Origin of the sequence: Neisseria sp., from assembly GCF_030530745.1 — a bacterium.
In the GTDB taxonomy this organism is placed as follows: Bacteria; Pseudomonadota; Gammaproteobacteria; order Burkholderiales; family Neisseriaceae; genus Neisseria.
In genome coordinates, this window is sequence record NZ_JAUMUI010000004.1 from 17155 (window position 1) to 39671 (window position 22517).

The 22517-nt window shown below is 54.8% G+C and carries 20 protein-coding genes; 10 read left to right on the top strand and 10 right to left on the bottom strand.

Annotated elements, in window-relative coordinates; translation table 11 throughout:
• Positions 1–73 precede the first annotated feature (73 nt).
• The gene (locus Q3970_RS02520; RefSeq protein ID WP_303099035.1) at positions 74–2242 is read right to left on the bottom strand and encodes an AsmA family protein; all 2169 of its coding nucleotides are present in this window, start codon (positions 2240–2242) and stop codon (positions 74–76) included.
• Between the two features lie 188 nt (positions 2243–2430).
• On the opposite strand from Q3970_RS02520, the gene Q3970_RS02525 reads away from it, so the two are divergent.
• From Q3970_RS02525 to Q3970_RS02565, 9 genes are all read left to right on the top strand, one after another.
• The gene (locus Q3970_RS02525) at positions 2431–3306 is read left to right on the top strand and encodes a chorismate mutase (protein ID WP_303099036.1); all 876 of its coding nucleotides are present in this window, start codon (positions 2431–2433) and stop codon (positions 3304–3306) included.
• A gap of 138 nt (positions 3307–3444) precedes the next feature.
• The gene (gene dusB, locus Q3970_RS02530) at positions 3445–4446 is read left to right on the top strand and encodes a tRNA dihydrouridine synthase DusB (RefSeq protein WP_303099037.1); all 1002 of its coding nucleotides are present in this window, start codon (positions 3445–3447) and stop codon (positions 4444–4446) included.
• 106 nt (positions 4447–4552) lie between these two features.
• The gene (locus Q3970_RS02535) at positions 4553–4798 is read left to right on the top strand and encodes a Fis family transcriptional regulator (RefSeq protein ID WP_303099038.1); all 246 of its coding nucleotides are present in this window, start codon (positions 4553–4555) and stop codon (positions 4796–4798) included.
• Between the two features lie 98 nt (positions 4799–4896).
• On the top strand, positions 4897–6474 hold the full coding sequence (gene purH / locus Q3970_RS02540) for a bifunctional phosphoribosylaminoimidazolecarboxamide formyltransferase/IMP cyclohydrolase (protein WP_303099039.1): 1578 nt from the start codon (positions 4897–4899) through the stop codon (positions 6472–6474).
• Between the two features lie 195 nt (positions 6475–6669).
• Positions 6670–6903 (top strand): 50S ribosomal protein L28, encoded by a 234-nt coding sequence (gene rpmB, locus Q3970_RS02545; RefSeq protein WP_303099040.1) that lies wholly within the window; start codon positions 6670–6672, stop codon positions 6901–6903.
• A 25-nt stretch (positions 6904–6928) separates the two neighbouring features.
• Positions 6929–7084 (top strand): 50S ribosomal protein L33, encoded by a 156-nt coding sequence (gene rpmG / locus Q3970_RS02550; RefSeq protein WP_003684373.1) that lies wholly within the window; start codon positions 6929–6931, stop codon positions 7082–7084.
• A 582-nt stretch (positions 7085–7666) separates the two neighbouring features.
• Positions 7667–9838, top strand: coding sequence for an ATP-binding protein (locus Q3970_RS02555; protein ID WP_303099041.1), 2172 nt, complete (start codon positions 7667–7669; stop codon positions 9836–9838).
• Positions 9839–9942: 104 nt separating this feature from the next.
• The gene (locus Q3970_RS02560; RefSeq protein WP_303099042.1) at positions 9943–10311 is read left to right on the top strand and encodes a response regulator; all 369 of its coding nucleotides are present in this window, start codon (positions 9943–9945) and stop codon (positions 10309–10311) included.
• Positions 10312–10313: 2 nt separating this feature from the next.
• Positions 10314–10784 (top strand): chemotaxis protein CheX, encoded by a 471-nt coding sequence (locus tag Q3970_RS02565; protein ID WP_303099043.1) that lies wholly within the window; start codon positions 10314–10316, stop codon positions 10782–10784.
• A 136-nt stretch (positions 10785–10920) separates the two neighbouring features.
• Here the strand turns inward: Q3970_RS02565 and ubiM are convergent, their stop codons facing one another.
• From ubiM to Q3970_RS02580, 3 genes are all read right to left on the bottom strand, one after another.
• Complete coding sequence (ubiM, locus tag Q3970_RS02570; RefSeq protein WP_303099044.1) at positions 10921–12105, bottom strand: 5-demethoxyubiquinol-8 5-hydroxylase UbiM; 1185 nt, start codon at positions 12103–12105, stop codon at positions 10921–10923.
• 307 nt (positions 12106–12412) lie between these two features.
• The gene (gene lapB / locus Q3970_RS02575) at positions 12413–13582 is read right to left on the bottom strand and encodes a lipopolysaccharide assembly protein LapB (RefSeq protein ID WP_303099045.1); all 1170 of its coding nucleotides are present in this window, start codon (positions 13580–13582) and stop codon (positions 12413–12415) included.
• Positions 13583–13588: 6 nt separating this feature from the next.
• A complete protein-coding gene (locus tag Q3970_RS02580; RefSeq protein ID WP_303099046.1) occupies positions 13589–13906 on the bottom strand; it encodes a lipopolysaccharide assembly LapA domain-containing protein in 318 nt (105 codons plus the stop codon).
• A gap of 244 nt (positions 13907–14150) precedes the next feature.
• Between Q3970_RS02580 and Q3970_RS02585 the strand changes: the two genes are divergently transcribed.
• Positions 14151–14339, top strand: a complete 189-nt coding sequence (locus Q3970_RS02585) for a zinc-finger domain-containing protein (RefSeq protein ID WP_303099047.1) — start codon at positions 14151–14153, stop codon at positions 14337–14339.
• 96 nt (positions 14340–14435) lie between these two features.
• Here the strand turns inward: Q3970_RS02585 and Q3970_RS02590 are convergent, their stop codons facing one another.
• The 6 genes from Q3970_RS02590 to Q3970_RS02615 form a co-directional block, all read right to left on the bottom strand.
• Complete coding sequence (locus Q3970_RS02590; RefSeq protein ID WP_303099048.1) at positions 14436–16619, bottom strand: polysaccharide biosynthesis tyrosine autokinase; 2184 nt, start codon at positions 16617–16619, stop codon at positions 14436–14438.
• Positions 16620–16675: 56 nt separating this feature from the next.
• The gene (locus Q3970_RS02595; protein ID WP_303099049.1) at positions 16676–17116 is read right to left on the bottom strand and encodes a low molecular weight protein-tyrosine-phosphatase; all 441 of its coding nucleotides are present in this window, start codon (positions 17114–17116) and stop codon (positions 16676–16678) included.
• Positions 17117–17235: 119 nt separating this feature from the next.
• On the bottom strand, positions 17236–18366 hold the full coding sequence (locus tag Q3970_RS02600) for a polysaccharide export protein (protein WP_303099117.1): 1131 nt from the start codon (positions 18364–18366) through the stop codon (positions 17236–17238).
• A gap of 63 nt (positions 18367–18429) precedes the next feature.
• The gene (locus Q3970_RS02605; protein WP_303099050.1) at positions 18430–20334 is read right to left on the bottom strand and encodes a nucleoside-diphosphate sugar epimerase/dehydratase; all 1905 of its coding nucleotides are present in this window, start codon (positions 20332–20334) and stop codon (positions 18430–18432) included.
• A 103-nt stretch (positions 20335–20437) separates the two neighbouring features.
• A complete protein-coding gene (locus Q3970_RS02610) occupies positions 20438–21613 on the bottom strand; it encodes a DegT/DnrJ/EryC1/StrS aminotransferase family protein (protein ID WP_303099051.1) in 1176 nt (391 codons plus the stop codon).
• Positions 21606–22388: a formyltransferase family protein gene (locus tag Q3970_RS02615; RefSeq protein WP_303099052.1), complete on the bottom strand. Its 783-nt coding sequence runs from the start codon at positions 22386–22388 to the stop codon at positions 21606–21608. The genes Q3970_RS02610 and Q3970_RS02615 overlap by 8 nt, the downstream gene beginning before the upstream one ends.
• Positions 22389–22517 lie beyond the last annotated feature (129 nt).

Here is a 22517-nt window from a genome sequence, read left to right on the forward strand (position 1 = left end):
AAATCACTCAGGCCGTCTGAAACACAGGTTTTCAGACGGCCTGAGTGATTTTGCCGTATGGCAGAAAATAACGTTACCGGCCGCTGTTTCTGCCGCCTGCCGTTTCATTTTTAGGCACCGCGCTGAGCCACTGCCATTGCTCGCGCAGAATATCGGCAACGGCCTGCCGCTTCTCTTCGGGGCTGGAAAGGCCCGAGGTGAGGCGGTTGTAGTCGAGCGTAACCGAAGGGTTGTCTGCAGGGCCGCTGATTTTGATGGGGATGGGCTTGGCATTGGGATTGGCATTGTTGCGGATCAGCATGTTTTCCGAAACGGTTTGGGTGTTAAGGTCGGTTTGGCCGCTGCCGGTGATGTTGAAGGCATCGGATTTCAGCTCGGCGTGTTCGTGGCGGCCTATGCCCGCACTGATTTCGCTGTTGAGCGAAAAGCTGCTGAACGGCGTTTGCACTTGTTCGTTGCGGGTTTGGCCGCTGCCGGAGGTGTTGTTGCGCAGGCTGCGCAGAAAATTGGCCATGTCCACGCCCAGCCATGCGCCGTCGGAAATATTCAGCTGCAGGCTGCCGTTAAGCGTTTGGGTGAGGCCTGCGCGGCTGCTGCCTTCGGCGGTGAGGTCAATAACGGCGTTGCCGCTGCCGCTGATGTTGTGATAGCCGAGCAGGTCCTGCAGCAGCGGGCGTATTTGCACGCCTTGGGCGTTTTGCTGCAAACGGTAAACGGGCGGGCTGGTGTTGGCGATGCTGATACCGCCTTCGGTGCGGCCGCCGTACAGGCCGGCGCTGAAGCCGGTGAGCGCGATACGGCGGCTGTCGGCATGGAGGGTGGTTTGCAGGTCGTCGATTTGCAGGCCGGGCAGGGTGAGGCCGCCGATGCGGATGTCGGCTTCGATGTGCGGCATCAGGGGGTGGTTGAGAAAGGGAGAAAGGAGGCCGCCGCCTTGCGCCTGCAAATCGTTCCAATAGGGGGCGAGTGAAATTCTACCTGCATTCAGCCCGGCGGTGAGTTTGGCGGGGGCGGCAGCGGCTGAGGCGGTATAGCGGGCAGAAAGGGCGGCGTGTTGGCGGTCGAACAGGCCTTTGAGGTCGAGCTGCCAGTTGCGGCCGCCGTCCATGGAGAAACGCCCTTCCATGCGGCTGTTCAGGCGCGGGTGCGGAGCGGCTTTGATGTTGTCTTGGCGGGTAGCCAGCACCAGGCGGTCTGATTCAAGCAAGGTGTTTTTCTGCCAGACAAGCGGGCCGGAAAGGCCGAAAGTGGTTTGCCGCGAAGCGTTTCTGTGGCTGCCGTTGAGGTTGAACCCGCCTACGGTGGCCACGCTCGGGCGCAGGCTGACGCGGGAAAGCGAAAACGATCCGTCCCACCGGCTGTTGCTGCTGCCGGCGCTAAACACGCTGTTGATTTCGGCGGTGCTGATGTGGCTGCCTTTCCACAGCACCAGCGGGCTGCGGGCGGTTAAGTGGAACTGCCGGTAGGTGCTGTCGGCGCGCAGGCTGATGTTTTCAACACGCAGGGTGTTTTGTTGCGGCTGCCAGAGCACATCTGCATCGGCGGCCGCGCGGGCGGTGCCGTTTCGGAAAGGCAGCCCGGCTTCAAGGTGCAGTGCGGGCAGCAGCCAGCCGTTGTCCGACCATGAGGCCGTGCCGCTGCCTTTCCAGTTCAGGGGCAGGCCGTTGTTGCGGCGGGTGGTGCCGCTGCTTTGGAAAATGCCGCCTGCTTCGGCAGTCTGTTTGGTATTCAAATGAAAACGTTCGGTGCGGTAGCTGCCCTCGGGCAGGTGCAGGCTGATGCGGCTGTTTTCCACAATCAGGCGGTTGACGCGCCATGTGCCGCCGCGCTGCCGCCATAAGTCTTGCAGGCTCCAGCTGCCGTCGGCGCGGCGGGTGATCTCGGCATCGGCGTTTTGCAGCACCCATTTTTCGATTTCCGCGCCGTTCCATAAACTGCGCCACGAAAGGCCGATACGCATTTGGCCGATATGTACGGCATCGGCGCGGCTGTTGGGTTTGCTTACGGCTACATCGCGCAGGGTGAGGGTGGGGCGGGGCAGCCAGCTGCGGCCGATATCGGTGCTGAAGCGCACCGTGCGGCCGGTGCCGCGCACGGCTTCGTCGGCCAGCGCCTGAATGCGGCGGCCGTCGAACAGGTGGTGAAGCAGGAAATAAAGGCCGGATACGGCGGCAGCGGCGGCCAGTGTGCCGTACACTGCAAAACGCAGCCAGAACTTTCCTGATTGAAGCAGGCGGGTCATGATAAAGGAATAACAGGTAGGAGGGGGCAGTATAGCACAGGGGCCGTCTGAAACGCCGTGCGACCGGCACGTGCGGCAGATTACTATTAATGAATCCGATTTGTTTCCGATATAAGGCGAAGCAATGCCGTAGCGGAAGTGAAGTGGATTCACTATACTATGCGGCCAAATAGAATCAGGAGGTTGCGATGATTATCGTGATGCAGAAACAGGCGGCGCCGGAAGCAGTGGAGCAGGTGATCGGCTTTATCCGCAGCAGGGGGTTGCAGGAACATATTTCGCGCGGCGAAGAGCGCACCATTATCGGAGCGGTGGGCGATGAACGGGTGTTTCACCCCAACGAGCTGGAAAGCCTGCCCGGCGTGGAGCGCGCCATACGCGTGTTGAACGAGTGGCGCATCATCAGCCGCGAAACCCAGCCCGCAAACAGTGTGATTACCGTGCGCGGCGTGTCGTTCGGCGGCGGCACCATGCTCGATATCACCGCCAATCCGCAACGCGCAGACAGCGCCGGCGCAGTGTTCTCCGACCCGTTCTATCTGCCCGCGCGTCCGTATGCTTCAGAAGGGGGCGGCAACGAAAAAGAACAGATCCGCACCATGCAGTCTGTGGTTGCGCGCTGTCATGAAGCGGGCAGGCCCGCAGTAGTGCGCATACGCGACGTGCGCCAGATTGTCCCGGCGCTGGAAGCCGAAGCCGACGTGCTTTATCTGGGCGGCGAGCTGATGAGCAACCGCGCCCTGCAAGACGAAGTAGGCCGTCTGAACACGCCGGTGGTGCTGTGCAAAGACAAACACCACCGCGCCGATGAATGGCTGGTGGCCGCCGAACACATCGCCCTGCGCGGCAACCATCACATCATCCTCGGCGAAGCGGGTACGCTCAGCTTCGAGCCGGAACACCCCTACCGTTTGGACGTGGACGCCATCGTACGTGTGCGCAAAGCCAGCCACCTGCCCGTGATTGCCAATATCACCCGCCTGTGGCACGGCGATATGCCGCAGCAGGTTTTATACAAACTGGCCGAGGCGGCAGGTGCCGACGGGATTGTGAACAGTTTATAGGCACTCAGGCCATCTGAAGGCCGAATCCTTGGCTTTAACGGTTTTTCGTTTGAAATTTCACGCCGGCGGATAATTTCCAATTGGAAAACCTGCTTAAAAAATGTACAATTCCCAATTTCGGCCACCGCAGTTTCATTTATGTACATCGGCGCTTATCCTATCGACCCCCCCATTGCGCTGGCACCGATGGCCGGCATTACCGACAAACCTTTCCGCCGCCTCTGCCGCGAATACGGTGCCAGTTGGGCGGTGGGCGAAATGCTCAACAGTGATCCTGCACTGCGCCATACCCGCAAAACCTTGCGCCGCAGTGATTTTGCAGGTGAAAACGGTGTAACCGCCGTGCAGATTGCGGGCAATAATCCCGTGCAGATGGCCGAAGCGGCGCGCTACAACGTGGAGCAGGGCGCAGAGGTTGTCGACATCAATATGGGCTGCCCGGCCAAAAAAGTCTGCAATGTTTCGGCGGGCAGCGCGCTGATGCAGAACGAACCGCTGGTGTACGAAATATTAAACGCCGTGGTGAAAGCCGTTAACGTGCCCGTTACCCTGAAAACCCGCTTGGGCTGGCACGACGAACACAAAAACATCTTAACCGTGGCGCGCATGGCCGAAGAAGCGGGCATAGCCGCCATCGCCATTCACGGGCGCACGCGCACGCAGATGTATCGGGGCGAGGCAGAATACGGTTTGATTGCCGAAGCCAAAAGCCGTCTGAACATACCCGTGTGGGTGAACGGCGACATCACCAGCCCCCAGAAAGCGCAGGCAGTGCTGGCGCAAACCGGTGCCGACGGCATTATGATAGGACGCGGGGCGCAGGGGCAGCCGTGGCTGTTCCGCGATATAAGCTATTTCGCCGAACACGGCCGCCTGCCCGAGCCGCTGAGCGTGGCACAATGCGGCGAAACCGCTTTGCGGCATATCGGCGCCATGCACGAATTTTACGGCGAGCGCGACGGCGTGCGCATCGCCCGCAAACACATAGGCTGGTATATAGCCGCGCTGCCCGGCGGCGAAACCGTCCGCCGCGAAATCAACCGCATGGAAAGCGCGGCAGAGCAATACGATGCGCTGGCGGCGTTTTTGGAAAAAGCCCCCGAAACCACCGACCGCTGGCCGTGTGTCTACCGGCAGTAGCAGTATGCGGCGAACCTTGTTTTCAGACGGCCTGTATTTCTGTAATTTAAAGTATTCAAAGACAATCAGGCCGTCTGAAAACTGCCTGTACCATTAAAGGGAAATCATGAAACAACCTCCCCCCGATATAGCCCGCTGCATCGAGCAGAACCTGCAACAGTATTTCCGCGACCTGGGCGGCGAAGCCGCCTGCGGGGTGTACGATATGGTGCTGGAGCAGGTTGAAAAGCCGCTGCTGCAGTGCGTGATGGCAGAATGCGGCGGCAACCAGAGCAAAGCCGCCGCCGTGCTGGGGCTGAACCGCAATACCCTGCGCAAGAAACTGGTGCAGTATGGTTTGCTGGATTCATAATGTAAAACAAGGCCGTCTGAAAGCATAAATGTTTTCAGACGGCCTTGTTGAATATCTTTATCTAGCGTTGTTTGACACTTTAAAAATAAGGAACCGAAATGCCCACCGTAAAACGTGCCCTAATCAGCTTGTCCGACAAAACCGGTGCAGTCGAATTTGCCCGCGCACTCGATAAAATCGGCGTGGAAATCCTCTCTACCGGCGGCACCGCCAAACTCTTGGCCGATGCCGGCCTGCCCGTTATCGAAGTGGCCGACTACACCGGCTTCCCCGAAATGCTCGACGGCCGCGTGAAAACGCTGCACCCGAAAATCCACGGCGGCATCCTCGGCCGCCGCGATTTGAGCGAGCACGCCGCCCAAATGGAAGAACACGGCATCGATAATATTGATCTGGTGTGCGTAAACCTTTATCCGTTTGCCGCAACCATCGCCAAACCCGGCTGCACGCTGGAAGACGCGGTTGAAAATATCGACATCGGCGGCCCCACCATGGTGCGTTCCGCCGCCAAAAACTGGAAACACGTCGCCATTGTTACCGATAACGGCGACTTCGCCGCAGTTGTTGAAGAGTTGCAAAACAACGGCGGCAAGCTGAGCGACAAAACCCGCTTCAACCTTTCGCGCAAAGCCTTCAGCCATACCGCTCAATACGACGGCATGATTTCCAATTATTTAACCAGCGTATCGGACGAAAAATTCTCGGGCGAGCCGGAAATCCGCGAATTTCCCGAACAGTTTAACCAAAGCTGGGTAAAAGTGCAGGAAATGCGTTACGGCGAAAACCCGCACCAGCAAGCCGCGTTCTACCGCGATTTATACCCCGCCGCCGGCAGCCTGGCCGCCTACAACCAGTTGCAGGGCAAAGAATTATCCTACAACAACATCGCCGATGCCGATGCGGCTTGGGAAGCAGTCAAAGCATTTGATGCGCCCGCTTGCGTAATCGTGAAACACGCCAACCCCTGCGGCGCGGCGGTGGCCGATACCCCGCTCAACGCCTACAAACTGGCGTTCGCCACCGACACCACCAGCGCGTTCGGCGGCATCATCGCCTTTAACCGCGAAGTGGATGCAGAAACCGTAGAAGCTGTTACCGGCCAGTTTCTCGAAGTTTTAATGGCGCCGAAGTTTACCGACAAAGCCAAAGAAATCATCGCTGCCAAGAAAAACGTGCGCGTGCTGGAAGTGCCGATTTTGGCCGGTGCCAACCGCTTCGAGCTCAAACGTGTGGGCGGCGGCCTGTTGGTGCAAACGCCCGACATCTGCCGCATCCGCCGCGAAGATTTGAAAGTGGTGAGCAAACGCCAACCCACCGAACAGGAATGGAACGATTTGCTGTTTGTGTGGAACGTGGCGAAATTCGTGAAATCCAACGCTATTGTGTTCGGCAAAGGCGGCCAAACCTACGGCATCGGTGCCGGTCAGATGAGCCGTGTAGATTCTACCCGCATCGCCGCGCGCAAAGCGCAGGACGGCGGCTTCGATCTGAACGGCGCCTGCGCCGCCTCCGATGCCTTCTTCCCGTTCCGCGACGGCATCGACGTGATTGCCGGGCAGGGCATCAAAGCCATCATCCACCCCGGCGGTTCGGTGCGCGACCAAGAAGTGTTTGATGCGGCCGACGAACACGGTATCGCCATGGTGCTCACCGGCGTGCGCCACTTCCGTCATTGATGGTTCGGGCAAACCTTGAGGGGCCGTCTGAAAACCTTTCAGACGGCCCCTCCGATTCGGTTTGAAAACAACAGAAGCTGATCTGAGAAAGTAGAAAAACACCGCCTTTTCAAAAAACAAGCTTGAAACACAAATGCTTTTTGTGGTATAAATTGCGTTTTACTGTTTTTCTTTTAGAAGTTTGGAGATTAAACCATGGCACGAGTTTGCAAAGTAACCGGTAAACGCCCGATGTCTGGCAATAACGTATCACACGCCAACAACAAAACCAAACGTCGTTTTTTGCCCAACTTGCAATCACGTCGTTTTTGGGTGGAAAGTGAAAACCGCTGGATTCGCCTGCGCGTATCCAACGCTGCGCTGCGCACCATCGACAAAGTAGGCATTGATGCCGTTTTAGCCGAAATGCGCGCCCGCGGCGAAGCTTAATTAACGAATTACAAGGAATACCGTAATGCGCGATAAAATCAAATTGGAATCATCAGCCGGTACCGGCCACTTCTATACCACGACCAAAAACAAGCGTACCATGCCCGGCAAACTGGAGATTAAAAAATTCGATCCGGTAGCCCGCAAGCATGTGATTTACAAAGAAACCAAATTGAAATAAACCGGTTTTTACCATGCAGCCGCGAAGCCCTTGCTGAAAAGCAAGGGCTTTTTCGTTATAGTGGTTTAAATTTAAAACAGTACGGCGTTGCTGCGCCTTAGCTCAAAGAGAACGATTTTGTAAGCCGCTATAGAGGGTTTGGGCCGGACGGATTATTTTATTGAAATAAAAATATTAAATATATCATTATGTTATTTTAAATTAAAAAGCCATTAAGCATTTTTTGTGCCGGTATGGAAGCATTAAAACCGTGTTGCAGGACAGCCCCGACCGGCCTTGTTGGAAGACAGTGTGATTTATTTTCTATGTAACAGTAATCTTGTGTATAAAATTAACGACAATGACATTATTACGGGTAAGCTGTTACAAACAATAAATTTTATTCCTTTCGGTTGAACTTTGTCCAGTATGGGTTGTCCCACTAAGTTAGCAGTATTGCTGAAATAAAGAAATTTGTTTGGTATATTGCATTCCGGTTAGATGTGGTTTTAAGGGAGGGTGTTGAATTAAAACTGCTGTTAAACCGGATTTAAGAATATTTTTGCAGAACTACTATTTATGGTTAATTAAGAAGAGGATGCCATGGGCAATACTCAAATGGTTTCAGAGTTAACAGATGAGCAAAATTTCTCATTAAAGCGTTATCGCGGCATCATTATTTCTATTGCTGTGTTTTTGGCTGTTGTATCGGGACTGATGTATTACGGCTATCTCATTACACAGCAGGTCAATAAAAGCCAGGTTCAAATCGATGCGGCCGGCACTTTGAGCGATACTTTTTATGATTTATTGGTAACAACCCAATCCTTACAGCTGGCAAACTTAGAACATGCCGCCGAACAGGGGGCTGCCGATGATATGGAATATGTTGCCGATCAAGTTGAAAGCCAAAAGCTGCTGGAGAAGTACCGCAGCCTCACGCAAAACTTACTTAATGTAATGGATAAGGGCGGAGCGTACGATATTGTAGAAGGTGCGGACAGTGTCGACGCCCTTGACCAAGGAGCCGCGCGCCAATCACTCGGCAAGGTTCAGAAGGTTTGGGAACAATATCAATCCTTGCTTGACGGCACGATCAAATATCCGGTGGCTTCGGGAACCGACCCCGACTTTGCCAAAGCCGTCGCCGCATTTGCAGCAGACAACCAAGATACGCTGTATGAAAGTATTGATGAAATTATTGTTTATTTAAATGAAAACATTACGGAAAATTCTGCTGAACTGAAAACGGTGCAGATAATCGGTATCGGTTTGTCGTTGCTGTATTTTCTGTTTTTTGTAAGCTTCTTTATACGACGTTTGGGTAAGGCGGACAGGGCGGCCGCCCTTGTGCGCCGGGAAAACCGCGAGATTCTGCAAACGGTAAACAGCGGTTTGTTTTTGTTGGATAAAAACCTGAACATCGGTTCTCAATATTCGGATGAGTTGGAGCGTTTGTGGGGTAAGAAAAATTTTGCCGGCCAGAATATGCTCAGTGTTTTGTCTGATATGGTATCTGACCCTGCAGACTTGGAAACGGCGGGCAGCTTTATGCGCCAGCTTTATAACCCGCGAACCAAAGAAAAACTGATTGCGGGTCTGAATCCTTTGTCGCGCAGCCCGATGAATGTTACCAACCCGTCGTCAGGCATTAAAGAAACACGCTACCTTGATTTCAAATTTAACCGCGTTTACCAAAACGGGGAAATCATCCGTGTGCTTGTCAGTGTGGGCGATGTAACCAATGCCGTGCTGCTGGAAGACAAAATTGCCAAAGAGCGGGAGCAGAATGATTTGCAGATGGAAATGCTGTCTTTCATTTTAAATGCAGATGCACAACTGTTGAGTGATTTTATCGAATCGGCCAAGAAACGTAACCACAGCATTAACGAAGTATTGAAGCAGCCGGTGCAGGAGCAGGCCGATTTCTTTAATAAATTGAGGATTATTTTCCGGGAAGTACACGGACTGAAAGGCGATGCCAGCTCGTTGAGCCTGCACGGTTTTGTTTCTATTGCCGAACATTTGGAAGACAGCCTGCGGGATCTGCAGAACAGGAAAACTTTGAATGGCGAAGATTTTCTGACGTTGACAGTTTCGTTGGAGGAACTGTTCAACCTGACTCAAACCATTGAAGATTTCAATAACCGTATCAATAACCTGACTGTGGATAATAACGGCAAGCCTTCCGGACTGACTGCCCGGAAGACCGTTGATTCCGAGCCGGTCAGGGGGCAGTTGTCAAAATATGTTGAAGAGCTTGCGCAACGGAACCGCAAAAAAGTGGATTTCAGCTGCGAGGGAATGGACAACCAAACCGTTAATCTGACCGTCAGAAGCCAGCTTAGGGAGCTGGCGGTGCAGTTGCTGCGTAATGCGGTGGTGCACGGCATTGAAACGCCTGAAGAGCGTATTAAGCGGCATAAACTTGATGCGGGCCATATACGTTTGGTTTTGGATGACGGCGGCGATTTCGTGCGGCTGACCGTTCAAGACGACGGGGCCGGTATCGATCCGGAGCTAATCCGCAGCAAACTTGTGGAAAACGGCGGTTATTCCCATGATGAGGCCGCCAAACTGGATAGCCGTGCACTGATTCAGAAAATATTTGCCCCCGGCTTCTCTACAGCTGCCGACAGCGGAGAAGATGCAGGCCGCGGGGTGGGTATGGACATCATCAGCGAACGCATCAAACAGATGAAAGGCAGGGTGTCTCTGGCTACCCGCACAGGCGCCTACACGAGGATTGTTTTGACGGTGCCGAAGAAACTTTAAAACGAAGCCTAAAGCCGCATTGGCGCAGCAGGCGGGGCGGACTCCCATCCGGATCGGGGCTTTCATAATATCGGACAGGGCCGGTTTTAACACGATAGGGATAAATGATGCTTACGGTAATGGTGGTAGACGATTCCAATATTATCCGAAACCGGATTACACGCAGTTCGGAAAATATGCATTTCGATGTGGTGGCAACGGCGGCCAACGGAAGGGATGCTGTGCAACTTTATGATGTTTTGCGGCCGGATATTGTTACCATGGATCTGACTATGCCTGAAATGAACGGTTTGGAATGTATCCGCAATATTATCAGCCTGAACGAGGAAGCCAATATTCTGGTTATTTCAGCACTTACCGATAAGGCTACGGGCATCAAAGCACTGGAGTACGGCGCAAGGGGGTTTCTTTATAAACCGTTTACTGATGAAGAATTATTCGAAGCACTAAACGAAATGGCAGAAGGGATGTAAAAATGAGAGAAGACCAGCTTCAGGTATTTTTGGAGGGGGCAAAAAAATACTTTACCCAGGTGTCGGGGGAAGAGGTTTTCGTCGGTACGCCGTATTTGGTTGAAAATGCTATCCCTGCGGCACAGCGTTATTCGGGTGTGATTGCGATTTCCGGAAAAAATAAAGGAATCGTGTATTTTACGTCGCCTGAAAAAATGGCCGAACGGCTGCTTGAGCTGATGGGTGAAAAGGATACCTCCGAAGAAAATCTGATGGATTTGGTCGGAGAGGTCGCCAACACGATTGCCGGTAATGCGCGAAGTGAATTTGGAGAAAAATTTGAAATTTCCGTACCCATTGTGATACGTGGCGCACCCGATGAAATCATGCTGCCGAGAGAAGGCCGTTCGTTTGTGATTCCGCTGAAGTGGGAGCAGTATCAGGCGGCAATCGTTGTGGCGTTTTATGCAGATACCGGACAGGAATCATTCTGAAAAATCATTCTGAAAACGGCGGATCCGTGTGAGCGGGGGCTGTTTGACCTTATCAGTATCAGGGCGGGTTTTCCCGCCCTGATAAATTTTTCTGTTTCAAAACAGTTTGTTCCGGCTTTGGTTTGAGAAAACCGGGTCAGCCCGTCAATTGCCGTGTAATCAGTTTTTTTAACGGAGGCAGGTTGTTGCTCACACGCAATACCAAGCCGCGCAGCAGTTTGGCGGGCGGGGTTTCGTCGGTAAACAGTTTCAGCAGCATATTGGTACCGTAATACAGCGGGCGGACGTGCAGGGCGTGTTTGCTGTCGTAGCGGGAAAGCAAGGTGGGAGAAGCGATATCCCGCCCCTGCCGGGCGGCTTCTTTAACCAAACCTGCGAGAATATCGGCGCCGGACAAACCTAAATTGAAACCGTGGGCGGTAACGGGGTGCATGCCTACCGCCGCATCGCCAATCAGTGCGCTGCGGGTGCCGTAAAACCGTTCGGCCAACATGCCGACCAGAGGATAGGTGTGGATGGTGCTGGCCAGTTCCATTTCGCCCAAACGGCCGTTAAGCTGCTGTTTGACGCTTTCTGCCAGTTCTTCGGGTGAAAGGTTTTGAACAGATGAGGCGCGGTCGCTGTCAACCGTAATTACGGTGTTGGTTAAATATTCTTCCAGCGGCAATAGGGCGATGGTGCGGCCGTAATGGAAGCATTCGTAGGCAGTATGCTGATTGGAAACGGTGTGTTTCATACGGCACAGGAACATGGTGCGGCTGTAATCGTGCATATCTGACGCAATGCCGAGCTGGCGGCGTGTTTGCGAGAAACGGCTGTCGGCGGCAACCAGCAGTTTGGCCGTCAGTGTTTCACCGTTTTCCAAAACCACTTGTGCCCTGTCGGGGTCGGTTTTGGCTTCTTTTACCCCTTGTCCGCAGATAAAAGATACGTTTTCCGATTCTGCAGCGGCTTCGTATGCGGCTTTGCGGATGTGGTGGTTGGAAATCAGATAGCCCAGGCAGTCGGCAGGTCCGCCGCGCGCTTGGGCGGGTTGCGGAAAATGCAGTTGGTAGTCGGACTGCCCGTTGAGCACTTTGGCGTCGCGCAAAGGATAGACTTCATTTTCGGGAATACGCTGCCATATACCCAAGCGCTGCATGATTTCTTTGGAAAGGTGCGTCAGGGCGATTTCCCTGCCGTCATAAGGCGGGTTCTGCAGGGTTTCATGCAGGCTTTTTTCGATTAAGGTAACGTTCAGGCCGCTGCCTGCCAAAGAGGCGGCGAAGCTCAATCCTGCAGGGCCTGCGCCGACGACGATGATGTCGCTGGTCGGGGTCATGACGGTTCCTTTGCTGTGGCAGATATCAAACGGGTGTAAGCATACCTGAAAAGATGCATTTGATGTGCGGTTTTTATGGCAGGTTTAATATGCGTCAAACGGCTCTCAGGCGGCCCGGCCACACCGTAGGGTCTGTCGACATTCAACGCAACGGCGGTATTTTTGGCCAAAACACCCCGTCTGCGGCGTTAAAAATGCTCGCAAGGTGTTCAACCTTGCTGCGCTTTTTGCCTGGCATACGCGGTTTTTGCCTCAAAAAACCGCTTCGTCGGTTAAATGTCGACAGCCCCTAGGGCCGTCTGAAAGTTTATACTTCGATGCGGTTGGGGGTGAAGGTTTCCCATTTGTTGCATGCGGGGCAGTGCCAGAAGAATACCTGTGATTTGAAATGGCAGTTGCGGCAGCGGTACATTACGGCTTTTTGCAGCTGGCGGCCGACGATGGCGCGCATCATGTCGGCATCGGCTTTCCACTCGGGGTGCAGGCCGCTCAGCTGCAGGCCGAGCAGACGGTAAACGCCGCCGAGGTCGGGCTTTTTGCGCACCAGATCCACGGCGGTTTGGTTGGCGGCGGCTTCGCCGTTGAGCAGCAGCGATTTGTCGTAAATCACGTTAATCAGATCGAGTTGCGGAAAAGTGTGCATATAGCCGGTGAGTACGCTCAATCCTTCCTGCGGTTTGCCCAACGCGTCGTAGGCGTCGTAGAGCCTTTCGCCCACCATACCCAGATAGGCGTGGTTTTGTTTTTCGATGGCGGTGTAGGCTTCGACGGCGGCGGCATAATGCCCCTGCTTTTGCTCGATGTCGCCCAAAATCATGTTGGCGCGGGTGCATTTTCTGTTGGCGTTTAAGGCGTTGTGCACGTGGCGGCGGGCCGTGTCGAAATCGGATCGGAACAGTGCGTCCTGTGCCAGCTCGCAATAGAATTGGGCGATTTCGAACTGGTAGGTTTGTTCGTCGTGGCTTAACAGTTGTGCCGTTTCAACGGCTTTTTCCCAGTCGCGGTCTTGCTGGTAGATGCTCAGCAGCACTTGCCGGGCTTCTTTGGCCATGTTGCCGTTTTGCAGGCCGGTGAAAATCTGTTCGGCGCGGTCGACCAGGCCTGCGCTTTGGTAGTTCAGGCCCAGCTCGAACAGCACGCGTTCGCGTTTGTCGCCCACTGTGTCGGGCGAATCGAGCAGGGCTTTGTGCATATTGATGGCTTTGTCGTTTTCGCCGCGCTGGCGGTAGAGTTTGCCCAGTGTCAGGTTTAAGTCGTAAGACTGAGGCTGTTGGTCGATTACTTCGGCCAGCTCGCGCGCGGCTTTGCCGCTGTTGCGGTCGACCAGTGCGTCGAGGCTTTTATAAAAGCCGCCGGGTACGGTTTTCGCCTGTTTGAGTACGGTTTTCATATCGATGCGTGCGGCAAACCAGCCCATGGCGAAGAAAACCGGCAGCAGGATAATCGGCAGTAACAATATCCAGATTTCATTTTCCATGCGGGTTTATTCCTTGCGTTCGAGCGGGGCGGGCGCGGGGTCTTGCGGCTGCGGCACGGCCAAACCGGAGGCGGTGCGGGCGGATTTTTTCACTTCGGCGCGCAGGCGGCTGTTTTCGCTGCGCAGGGTCAGCAGGCGGCCGAAGAGTGCGAAAATGCCGAACACCGAGCCGGTAACGAAGGCACCGAACAATACCAAAATCAGCGGCATGTCTATGCTTTGTGCGGGCAGGTAGAAAAACTGCACGCTTTGCATATTGCTGAGGGCAAGAATCAGGAATATCAACAAGATGATGATTTTGATAATGGTGTAGAAGATTTTCATCTGATGCTCCGTATTGCAAATGGTTCGGGCCGTCTGAAAGGCATGGAAACCCGAAGTTTAAACGATTTGCCTTGTTTATAGCGAAAAAACTTCAGCCTGCCCCGGTGCGGAAACGCTTCGGCAAAAAATAAGCCTTTCTGCCAAAAGGTGCCCGCCTGCCGTTTGCGGCACTTTTCAACGCCGCGGCCTTGACGTAATATCTGCCGTTAAGAATATCGAACGGCATTTTGCAAAGGAAAACAACATGACCGACCAAAAAAACGCCATCATCATCACACCGTATGATTTGCCGCTGCATTGTTCCGGGCCGCAAAACGAAGCGTGGAACGGCCACCCGCGTGTGTTTCTGCCCATTCGGTCGAACAGCACCATAGAATGCCCGTATTGCGGGGCAGTGTATCAATTGGTGGGCGAGGCAAAAGGGCATCATTAAAAAAGCAAAGCAGCAAACGCAAGCTGTGCATATTTTGAAATCAATTCGAACGATAAGGCCGTCTGAACGTTTTCAGACGGCCTTGATGTTTGCGGGTTATTTTTTATCGGCTTTGCGTGTATAGGCGGCGTAATAACCGTAACCGCTGCGGCCTTCGCTGCGCATACCGTTGAGTATCACGCCGCTGACTTTGATGTTGCTCTGTTTCAGACGGCTTGTGCTGATGTCGAGCTCCCGTGCGGAAGTGGTGTTGTGCCGCACTACGAGCAAGGTGGTGCCCGCCTGCTGGCCGACAATGTTGGCATCGGTTACCGACAATACCGGCGGCGTGTCGATAACCACATAGTCGTAACGCTGGCGCGCGCGCGCCAGCAGGGTAGCGAAACGGCTGTCGAGCAGCAGTTCGGATGGGTTGTCGGGCAGGGGGCCGTGGCCGATAAAGCTCAGGTTGGGGATGTCGGTTTCCTGCACAGCCTGGCCGGGCGAGAGTTTGCCTTCAAGAATATCGGACAAGCCTTTTTCGGGGCAGGTGGAGAAAATTTCGTCGAGATAACCTTTGCGCATGTCGGCATCAATCAGCAGCACTTTTTTGCCCGACTGCGCCATGACGGTGGCCAGGTTGGCAGCCGCAAAAGATTTGCCCACATCGGGCGCGCTGCCGGTAATCATCAGGATATTGTTTCTGGCGTCTATCATCGAAAAATAGATATTGGTGCGCAGGGCGCGCATTGCTTCAACCGCCGCATCGGTAGGTGCTTCCGTGGCCAGCAGGTATTTGCCGGAGCTGCTGCCTGCAAACGATTTCAGCTTGCTGCGCAGGGTGTCCCGCCGGTGCTGTGCTTTGGAGAGCGGAATAATCGCGGCGACATTCATGCCGGCCGCTTCTATTTCTTCGGGTTTGGTAATGCCGCGGCGCATTGCCGAACGCAGCAGGAACCAGCCCGCGGCCAACATGCCCGCACTCATGGCAGCAAGCAGGGTGATCACGGCTTTGCGCGGGGCGACGGGCTGTTCGGGCACGTCGGCATAATCGACAATCCACACATTGCCCTGTGTGCTGGCTTTCATGATGTTGAGTTCCTGCTGTTTGCCCAGCAGCTGGGTATAGGTGGTTTGGTTGGTTTCTACGTCGCGCGTCAGGCGGATAACCTCCTGCTGGGTGTTGGGCAGCTCGGCGATTTGCTGGTTGATACGGTTTTTGGCTTTTTCGAGCACGTCGAGTTTGTCGAGGACGGCTTTATACGAGGGGTGTTCTTTGGTATAGAGTTCGGCCAGTCCGGCTTCTTCGGTGCGCAGCTCGGTGATTTGGGTTTCGATGTTTACCAGGCTTTCGATGGCGCCTTTCGATTCGACCGGAATATCGAGCGAGCCGCTTTTTTTGCGGTATTCGTTCAGTTTGTTTTCGGCCTCCTGCAGGGTGGCTTTCAAACGCGGAAGTTCGTCGCTGATAAAGGCAAGCCCGCTGGCAGCAACCTGTACGTCGCGGTTGACTTTCTGGCTTACGTAGTTGTCGGCAATGCTGTTTAAGATTTTGGTGATTTCTTCGGCATCGGTGCCCTTATAGGCCAGGTTGATGACGGGGCTGGTTTTGCCCTTGCTCGAAACGGTCAGGTTTTGTTTGATGTTTTCTATTGCACTGAGCTTGGAATGTTTCACCAGGCTGAAACGCTGGCCGCCCTCGGCCAGAATCTGGTTGACTTGGAGCGTGGTTTGGGCGCCCAGTTTCAACGGTTGGCCGACTTTGCCCTTGAGGGTGCGCCCGTCGGGCAGTTCGACGGTGTAAAGTTTGCTGCTTTGGGCGGTCAGTACGAAAGGTTCGTTCAGCCACTGCTTCTCAACTTCGAAAGTGTGGATTTTCAATTCGGGGTCGGTATCGCTGCTCAGGTTGTGAATCAGACGGCCGACAACGGGAAAGTATTTCGGGGTAACGGTTTGGGCAAGCTGCAGATCGTCGACGGTTTTGCCCAGCACCAGACGCGATTGCGGCAGTTCCAGCTCTGCTTCGAAAGTGAGGTTGCTGCTTTCGGGCATGAACAGGTTGCTGATTTCGGTGAGAATCTGGTTTTGTTTGGTTTCGATTTCCAGCATGGCGTCGGCGCGGTAGACGGGCGTGGCCGCAAGGCTGTAAAGGGCACCCAAAAAGCCGCCTGCCAAAACGGCAACGGCAATCGGATATTTATAGTTCAGCAGGTTGCGCAACTGCTGGCCGACATCGATTTCGCCGCCGCTGTTTTGCGGCTGCCGGGGGTATTGCGGGTATTGTGGGTATTGTTTTGCCATGTTTGGGAAATCCTTTTCATTGTTTTGGGCTTCGAAGCCCGTGATTATATTTTTTATTAAGGCCGAACAGTCAGTTTGAATGCCCACTGCTCGGCTGCTTCGTTTATTTTACGGTAAACCGCTTCGAAAACATCATCGGTTTGCCCGTAGGGGTCGGGTATGCCGGTTTGCGGCAGCCACTGGCCGAACAGCATGGTTTTGCTGCGGGCGCTGGGTTGAATGTCGGCCACGCCGTCGATATGCCACGGTTCCATGACTAAAATCAGGTCGGCCTCTTCACACATGGCCGCTGTCAGTTGGCGGGCAGTGTGGCCGGCTACGACGACACCGTGGCGCAGGGCGGTTCTGATGGCCTGCAGGTCGGCATCTTTTCCCGCCGGCGCCCTCAGCCCGGCCGACGAAACCTGCAGATGGGGCATTTTTTGCGACAGCAGCCGCTCGGCGGTGGGGGAACGGCAGATGTTGCCGACGCACACAATCAAAATCTTTTGATACATCTTGCAACTGAAAGTCTGAATATGGCGGAAAGCTCCCCTCGGCAATACTGCGAACGCGGCGGCGGGGTTCCGTAAACGGAATATTGCCGCCTGCGGACAGGTTTTAACCTGCCGTTATATCAGTTGCCGCCGAAAATGTTGTCGATATAGTAAATATTGCTGACCGACGCGGTAACCTGGGAAATGACGCGGTTCCAACGGGCAACCGGCGCGGCGGTAACGTAAACCACATCGTCGGCACGCAGTTTGAAGCGGTTGGCCATGGCGTAGGCCGAGGCGTCTTTCAGGTTGAGCTGGTAAACGTGTATGGGTTTCTCGCGGTCGGACGGCATATTGCGGATAACGAATACGCCCGAAGCGTTGGCGGTTACCTGATTCATGCCGCCTGCGTTACCCAAGGCTTGGGTGAGGGTGAGGCCGTAGTTGCCCAAGGGCATGGAGGCCTGCCTGCCCACTTCGCCCATTACATGAATTCGGCTGTGTTCGTTAGTGGGCACGTAAATGATGTCTCCGCCGGAGAGCAGCAGGTTTTGCGACAAATCGCCGTGTTGGCGTATGTCTTGCAGCGAAATGGTGCGCTCTACGCCGTTTTGCGTCCATTTGATGTTGTTGGTGTCGGCATTGGCGGCGGTTCCCCCGGCCTGGTCGATGGCGTCGACCAAGGTGAGCGGCACGTTGGTCAGCGGGAGTTGGCCGGGTTTGCCTACCGCTCCGGAAACCGAAACGCGCTGCGAGCGGAACTCGGCCACGTTCACCGAAACCTGCGGGTTTTTGATATAGCGTTTCAGGCGGGCGGTGAGTATGGACTGCAGTTCGGGCAGGGTTTTGCCTCGCGCGTAAACTTTTCCTGCCAGCGGGTAGGCCAGATAGCCGGATTCGTCAACCCATGCGCCGTTGCTTACCTGTTTGCTTTCGGGGTTGGTGCTGATGGGGTTGGGGGTGTTCAGGTCGGGGTGGTGCCAAACCAAGATGTTCAGCACGTCGCCGCTGCCGATACGGTAGCGGTAACCGGCTTTCTGGCGGTCGAGCGCGGGGTTGCTCAAGGCACGGCGCGGCGCTTCCTCCATGCTCATGAGCAGGCCGGGAGTAATCGGCCGGATTCTGATGTATTTGCTGATATTGGTATCGGCACGGCTTTCTCCCGGGCCGTAAGATACGGTTTTGCCGCGGGAAGGCAGGCCCGAACCGGGAACAACGGTGCAGCCCGCAAATGCGAGCATCGATAAGCTGATGATGGTAAATTTTTGAATATTCACGTTTTATTCCATTTTCTAGGGCTGGTGGTATTGCACGGCCGTCTGAAAAAACGGTTTTCAGACACTGTGGCGGTTTTGCTGCCACACCAAATCGCAAATGCCGTCTTTGGGGGCGAAACCTGTCGGTGCTTCCAATAAGAGTTGTCTTAAAACGGTTTGGTTCATTTCGCCGCATGCCGAATCCATACGGTTAAGTATGTCGGATAATTCGTTCCACGGCAGCATTACTTCGCTGGCGGTCATAATGCGGGGATGAGTGGTCTTTTGAACCTCATCGCCGATTAACAATTCTTCATATAATTTTTCACCCGGGCGCAGGCCTGTGATTTTGATTTCGATGTCGCCGTCGGGGTTTTCGGCATCTTTCACTTGCAGCCCGCTAAGGTGGATCATCTGTTTGGCCAGGTCGATGATTTTCACCGATTCGCCCATGTCGAGCACGAATACGTCGCCGCCTTTGCCCATTGCTCCGGCCTGAATCACCAGCTGTGCCGCTTCGGGAATGGTCATGAAGTAGCGGGTGATGTCTTCATGGGTGAGGGTGATGGGGCCGCCGGCGGCGATTTGTTTTTCAAACACGGGCACTACCGAGCCGGAAGAGCCCAGCACGTTGCCGAAGCGCACCATGCAGAAGCGGGTTTGCTGGCCGGGTTCGGCGGCCAGCGCCTGCAGGCAAAGCTCGGCCATGCGTTTGCTCGCGCCCATGGTGTTGGTGGGGCGCACGGCTTTGTCGGTGGAAATCAAAACAAAGGTTTCCACGCCTGCGTCTATGGCGGCCTGTGCGCAGAAGAGCGTGCCGTACACGTTGTTGCACACGCCTTCGATGGTGTTGAATTCAACCATCGGCACATGCTTGTAGGCGGCGGCGTGATATACGGTTTGCACGCCGTAGGCCTGCATGATGCTGAAAAGGCGGTTGCGGTGCTGCACCGAACCCAAAAGCGGCACGATTTCGATATTCATGCCCGAGGCCGTCTGAAACTCGTTGAGCTCTTTGTCGATGCTGTATAGCGAGAATTCCGACAATTCGAACAGCAGCAGTTTGGCGGGGCGGTAGCGGATAATCTGGCGGCACAGCTCGGAGCCGATGGAGCCGCCCGCTCCGGTTACCAGCACCACTTTGCCCGTGATGTCCGCCCCCATCAGATCGGGGCAGGGGTCGACCGGATCGCGGCCGAGCAGGTCGATCACCGATACTTTTTTCAGCGAACTGATGCTGATTTTGCCGTCAACCAAATCCTTCATGCCCGGAATGGCCAGCACTTCGCAGGGATAGGCCTCAAGGCGCTGGATAATCAGCTTGCGCCGCTCTTGGGATGCGCTGGGAATCGCCAGCAGGATTTTTTCCACGCCGTAGCGTTTGATTAAGTCTTCGATTTCAGACGGCCTGTAAACGGGCAGGTCGTAAATGGTGGTGCGCTGGATAGCGCTGTTGTCGTCTACAAAGGCCACGGCGTTGTATTCGTTTACCTGTTTGACGGCTTCGAGCAGCTGGCGGCCGGACTGCCCCGCGCCGTAGATAATCACCGGTGCCATCTGTTTGCGGTGGCTGCGGTCGGTGAGCACGGCTTTCAAAATGATGCGCGAACTGGTTACCAGCACCACCAGCATCAGAAAATACACTACCGGCAGTGCCAGCCGCAGGCGCTGTTCGAATACCAGCATGCTGAAGAAGAAAACCGCAGCCGACACTACGCAGCCCAAAACGGCGGTGCTGAGGATGCGGGTGCTCACATAGCGGGTAACGGCGCGGTAGAGGCCCAGCCGCACAAACAGTAAGATGGTCAGCCCGGCGGTGGAGGCGAACGCCAGCCAGTTGGCAAAGCTACCCCATTCGTTGAAATAGTTGGCCTTCAGGCTTTGGGCAAACCAAAAAGCCACAAAAATCACCAAGGTATCGTGGATAACGAAAAAGGTTTTTTTCACATTGCGGGGCAATGCAAGTAAGGTTTCCAAGTTCATCGTTTTATTATCCGGTTGTTATTGTTTTGGAAAAGCATATTCTCGATCGGGATAACAGTGTTTTTTCAGACGGCCTGCCGAAGGGGAGGCCGTCTGAAAGCTTTTATGCGGTTGCTTCTGCGAGCACTTCCTGTATGTTTCTGCAGCAAAACGCCATTTCTTCGGGCGTGATGGTCGGGTGCACCAAAAACATGAGCGAGGTTTCGCCCAGCTCGACGGCGTTTTTCAGCCGCTCTTTGGGCCGCCACGGCGTGTTGTCGAAGGCTTTTTCCAAATATACCTCCGAGCAGCTGCCCTGATAGCAGGGCACTTTGCGTTCGGCCAAGGTTTCGACGATGCGGTCGCGGCTCCAGCCCGCTTTCAGGTTTTCCGGTTTCACAAACGCATAAAACTTATATTGCGCGTGTTCGATATAGTCGGGCACGTTTACCAAGCGGATGCAGGCAAACGGTTTGAGCACTGCTTCGAGCTGCGCGGCGTTGGCTTGGCGTTTGGCCGTCCAATCGCTCATGCGCTTGAGTTGGATGCGGCCGATAACCGCCTGCATCTCCGTCATGCGCCAGTTGGTGCCGAAGCTCTCGTGCAGCCAGCGGAAGCCGGGCGGGTGCTGGCGGTTATAAACAGCATCGTAGCTTTTGCCGTGGTCTTTATACGACCACATTTTCGACCACAAATCTTTATCGTTGGTGGTAACCATGCCGCCCTCGCCGCCGGTGGTCATGATTTTGTCTTGGCAGAACGACCACGCGCCGACATGGCCGATGGAGCCCACGGGTTTGCCTTTGTATTTGGAGCCGTGCGCTTGGGCGCAGTCTTCGATAACCCACAGTTTGTGTTGTTCGGCCAGCGCCATAATGCCGTCCATTTCGGCGGGCATGCCGGCCAGGTGAACCACGATGACGGCTTTGGTGTTCGGCGTTAAGGCCGCCTGAACGGTTTCGGCGGAAATGTTCTGGCTGTTCAAATCCACATCGGCAAACACGGGGTTGGCACCGGCGGTTACGATGGCGGAGGCGGAGGCGAGAAACGTGCGCGAGGTTACGATGACATCGTCGCCCGCGCCGATGCCCATGGCTTTGAGGGCAACGTCGAGCGCCAGCGTGCCGTTGCCCAGCGCAACGGCGTATTGCGTGCCGGCGAATTCGGCAAATTCTTTTTCAAACTCGCGGCATTCGGTGCCTGTCCAGTAGTTCACTTTGTTAGACAGTAAAACGCGCGAAACGGCGTCGGCCTCTTCTTGGGTGAAGCTGGGCCACGGGGCGATAGAAGTGTTAAGCATCGGCTGATCCTGCAAAAAGGCTGGTGGAATCTTTGGGGGCGGTTTCTTCCAAAATACGGCGGTCGACCAAGGTGTATTTTTGGCCGTCGATTTCGACGTAGGCGCCGTCGTAAGGGGGGAACCAGAATGCACGCACTTTTCTGGCCACGTCGTCGCCGGGGCGGATTTCTTTCATGGCTTCCATTTCGGCGCGGCTGGTGTATCTGCCGCCCTCATTGGGAAAAGCAGGCAGCTTGGTTTCGCTTTCAACCGCCTGCATAATCAGGCGTTTGGCAAAGGCTTCCAGCACCTGCATCGATTCGCGTTCCAGCGATTGCGCGGTGGCGGTGTCGGGATCCATCGCAAAGCGCACCACTTCGATTAAGTCGCCGGTATCGATGGAATCGTCGATGTAGTGGGCGGAAATGCCCCATTCGGAGAGGCCGTCGAGAATCGCCAGATTATAGCCGCCCGTGCCTTTGTATTCGGGCAGGATGGCGGGGTGGAAGTTGATGGTGCCGCGAGCGGGTACGGTTAAAAAGTCGTCGCGCAGTTTGCGCCAGTATAAAACCGAGATGCCCAAATCGTATTTCAGACGGCCTTCGCGCATGGCTTCGAGCGCGGTGTCGAAAGTGTAGAGAGGCAGCCCCAAACGTTTGGCCGCCGCCGTGGTGGGCGAACCTTGCAGGTGGCTGTCGGTTAACACGCCGACAATTTCTATGCCGCTTTGGGAGGATAGAAATTCCAAGAGGACGGCGGAAACTTTTTTCCGGCCCATAAAAAGAATTTTGGTCATTGCTTCATCCTTTTTGTTTGAAAGGTAGATTTAAAGTTTAGGTTTGAATTTTCAGGTTGGGACGCGCTGCCCCGGCATTTGTTTTCAGACGGCATGATGCGGTTCGGGTTTGTTTCGTTTTTTTTACCG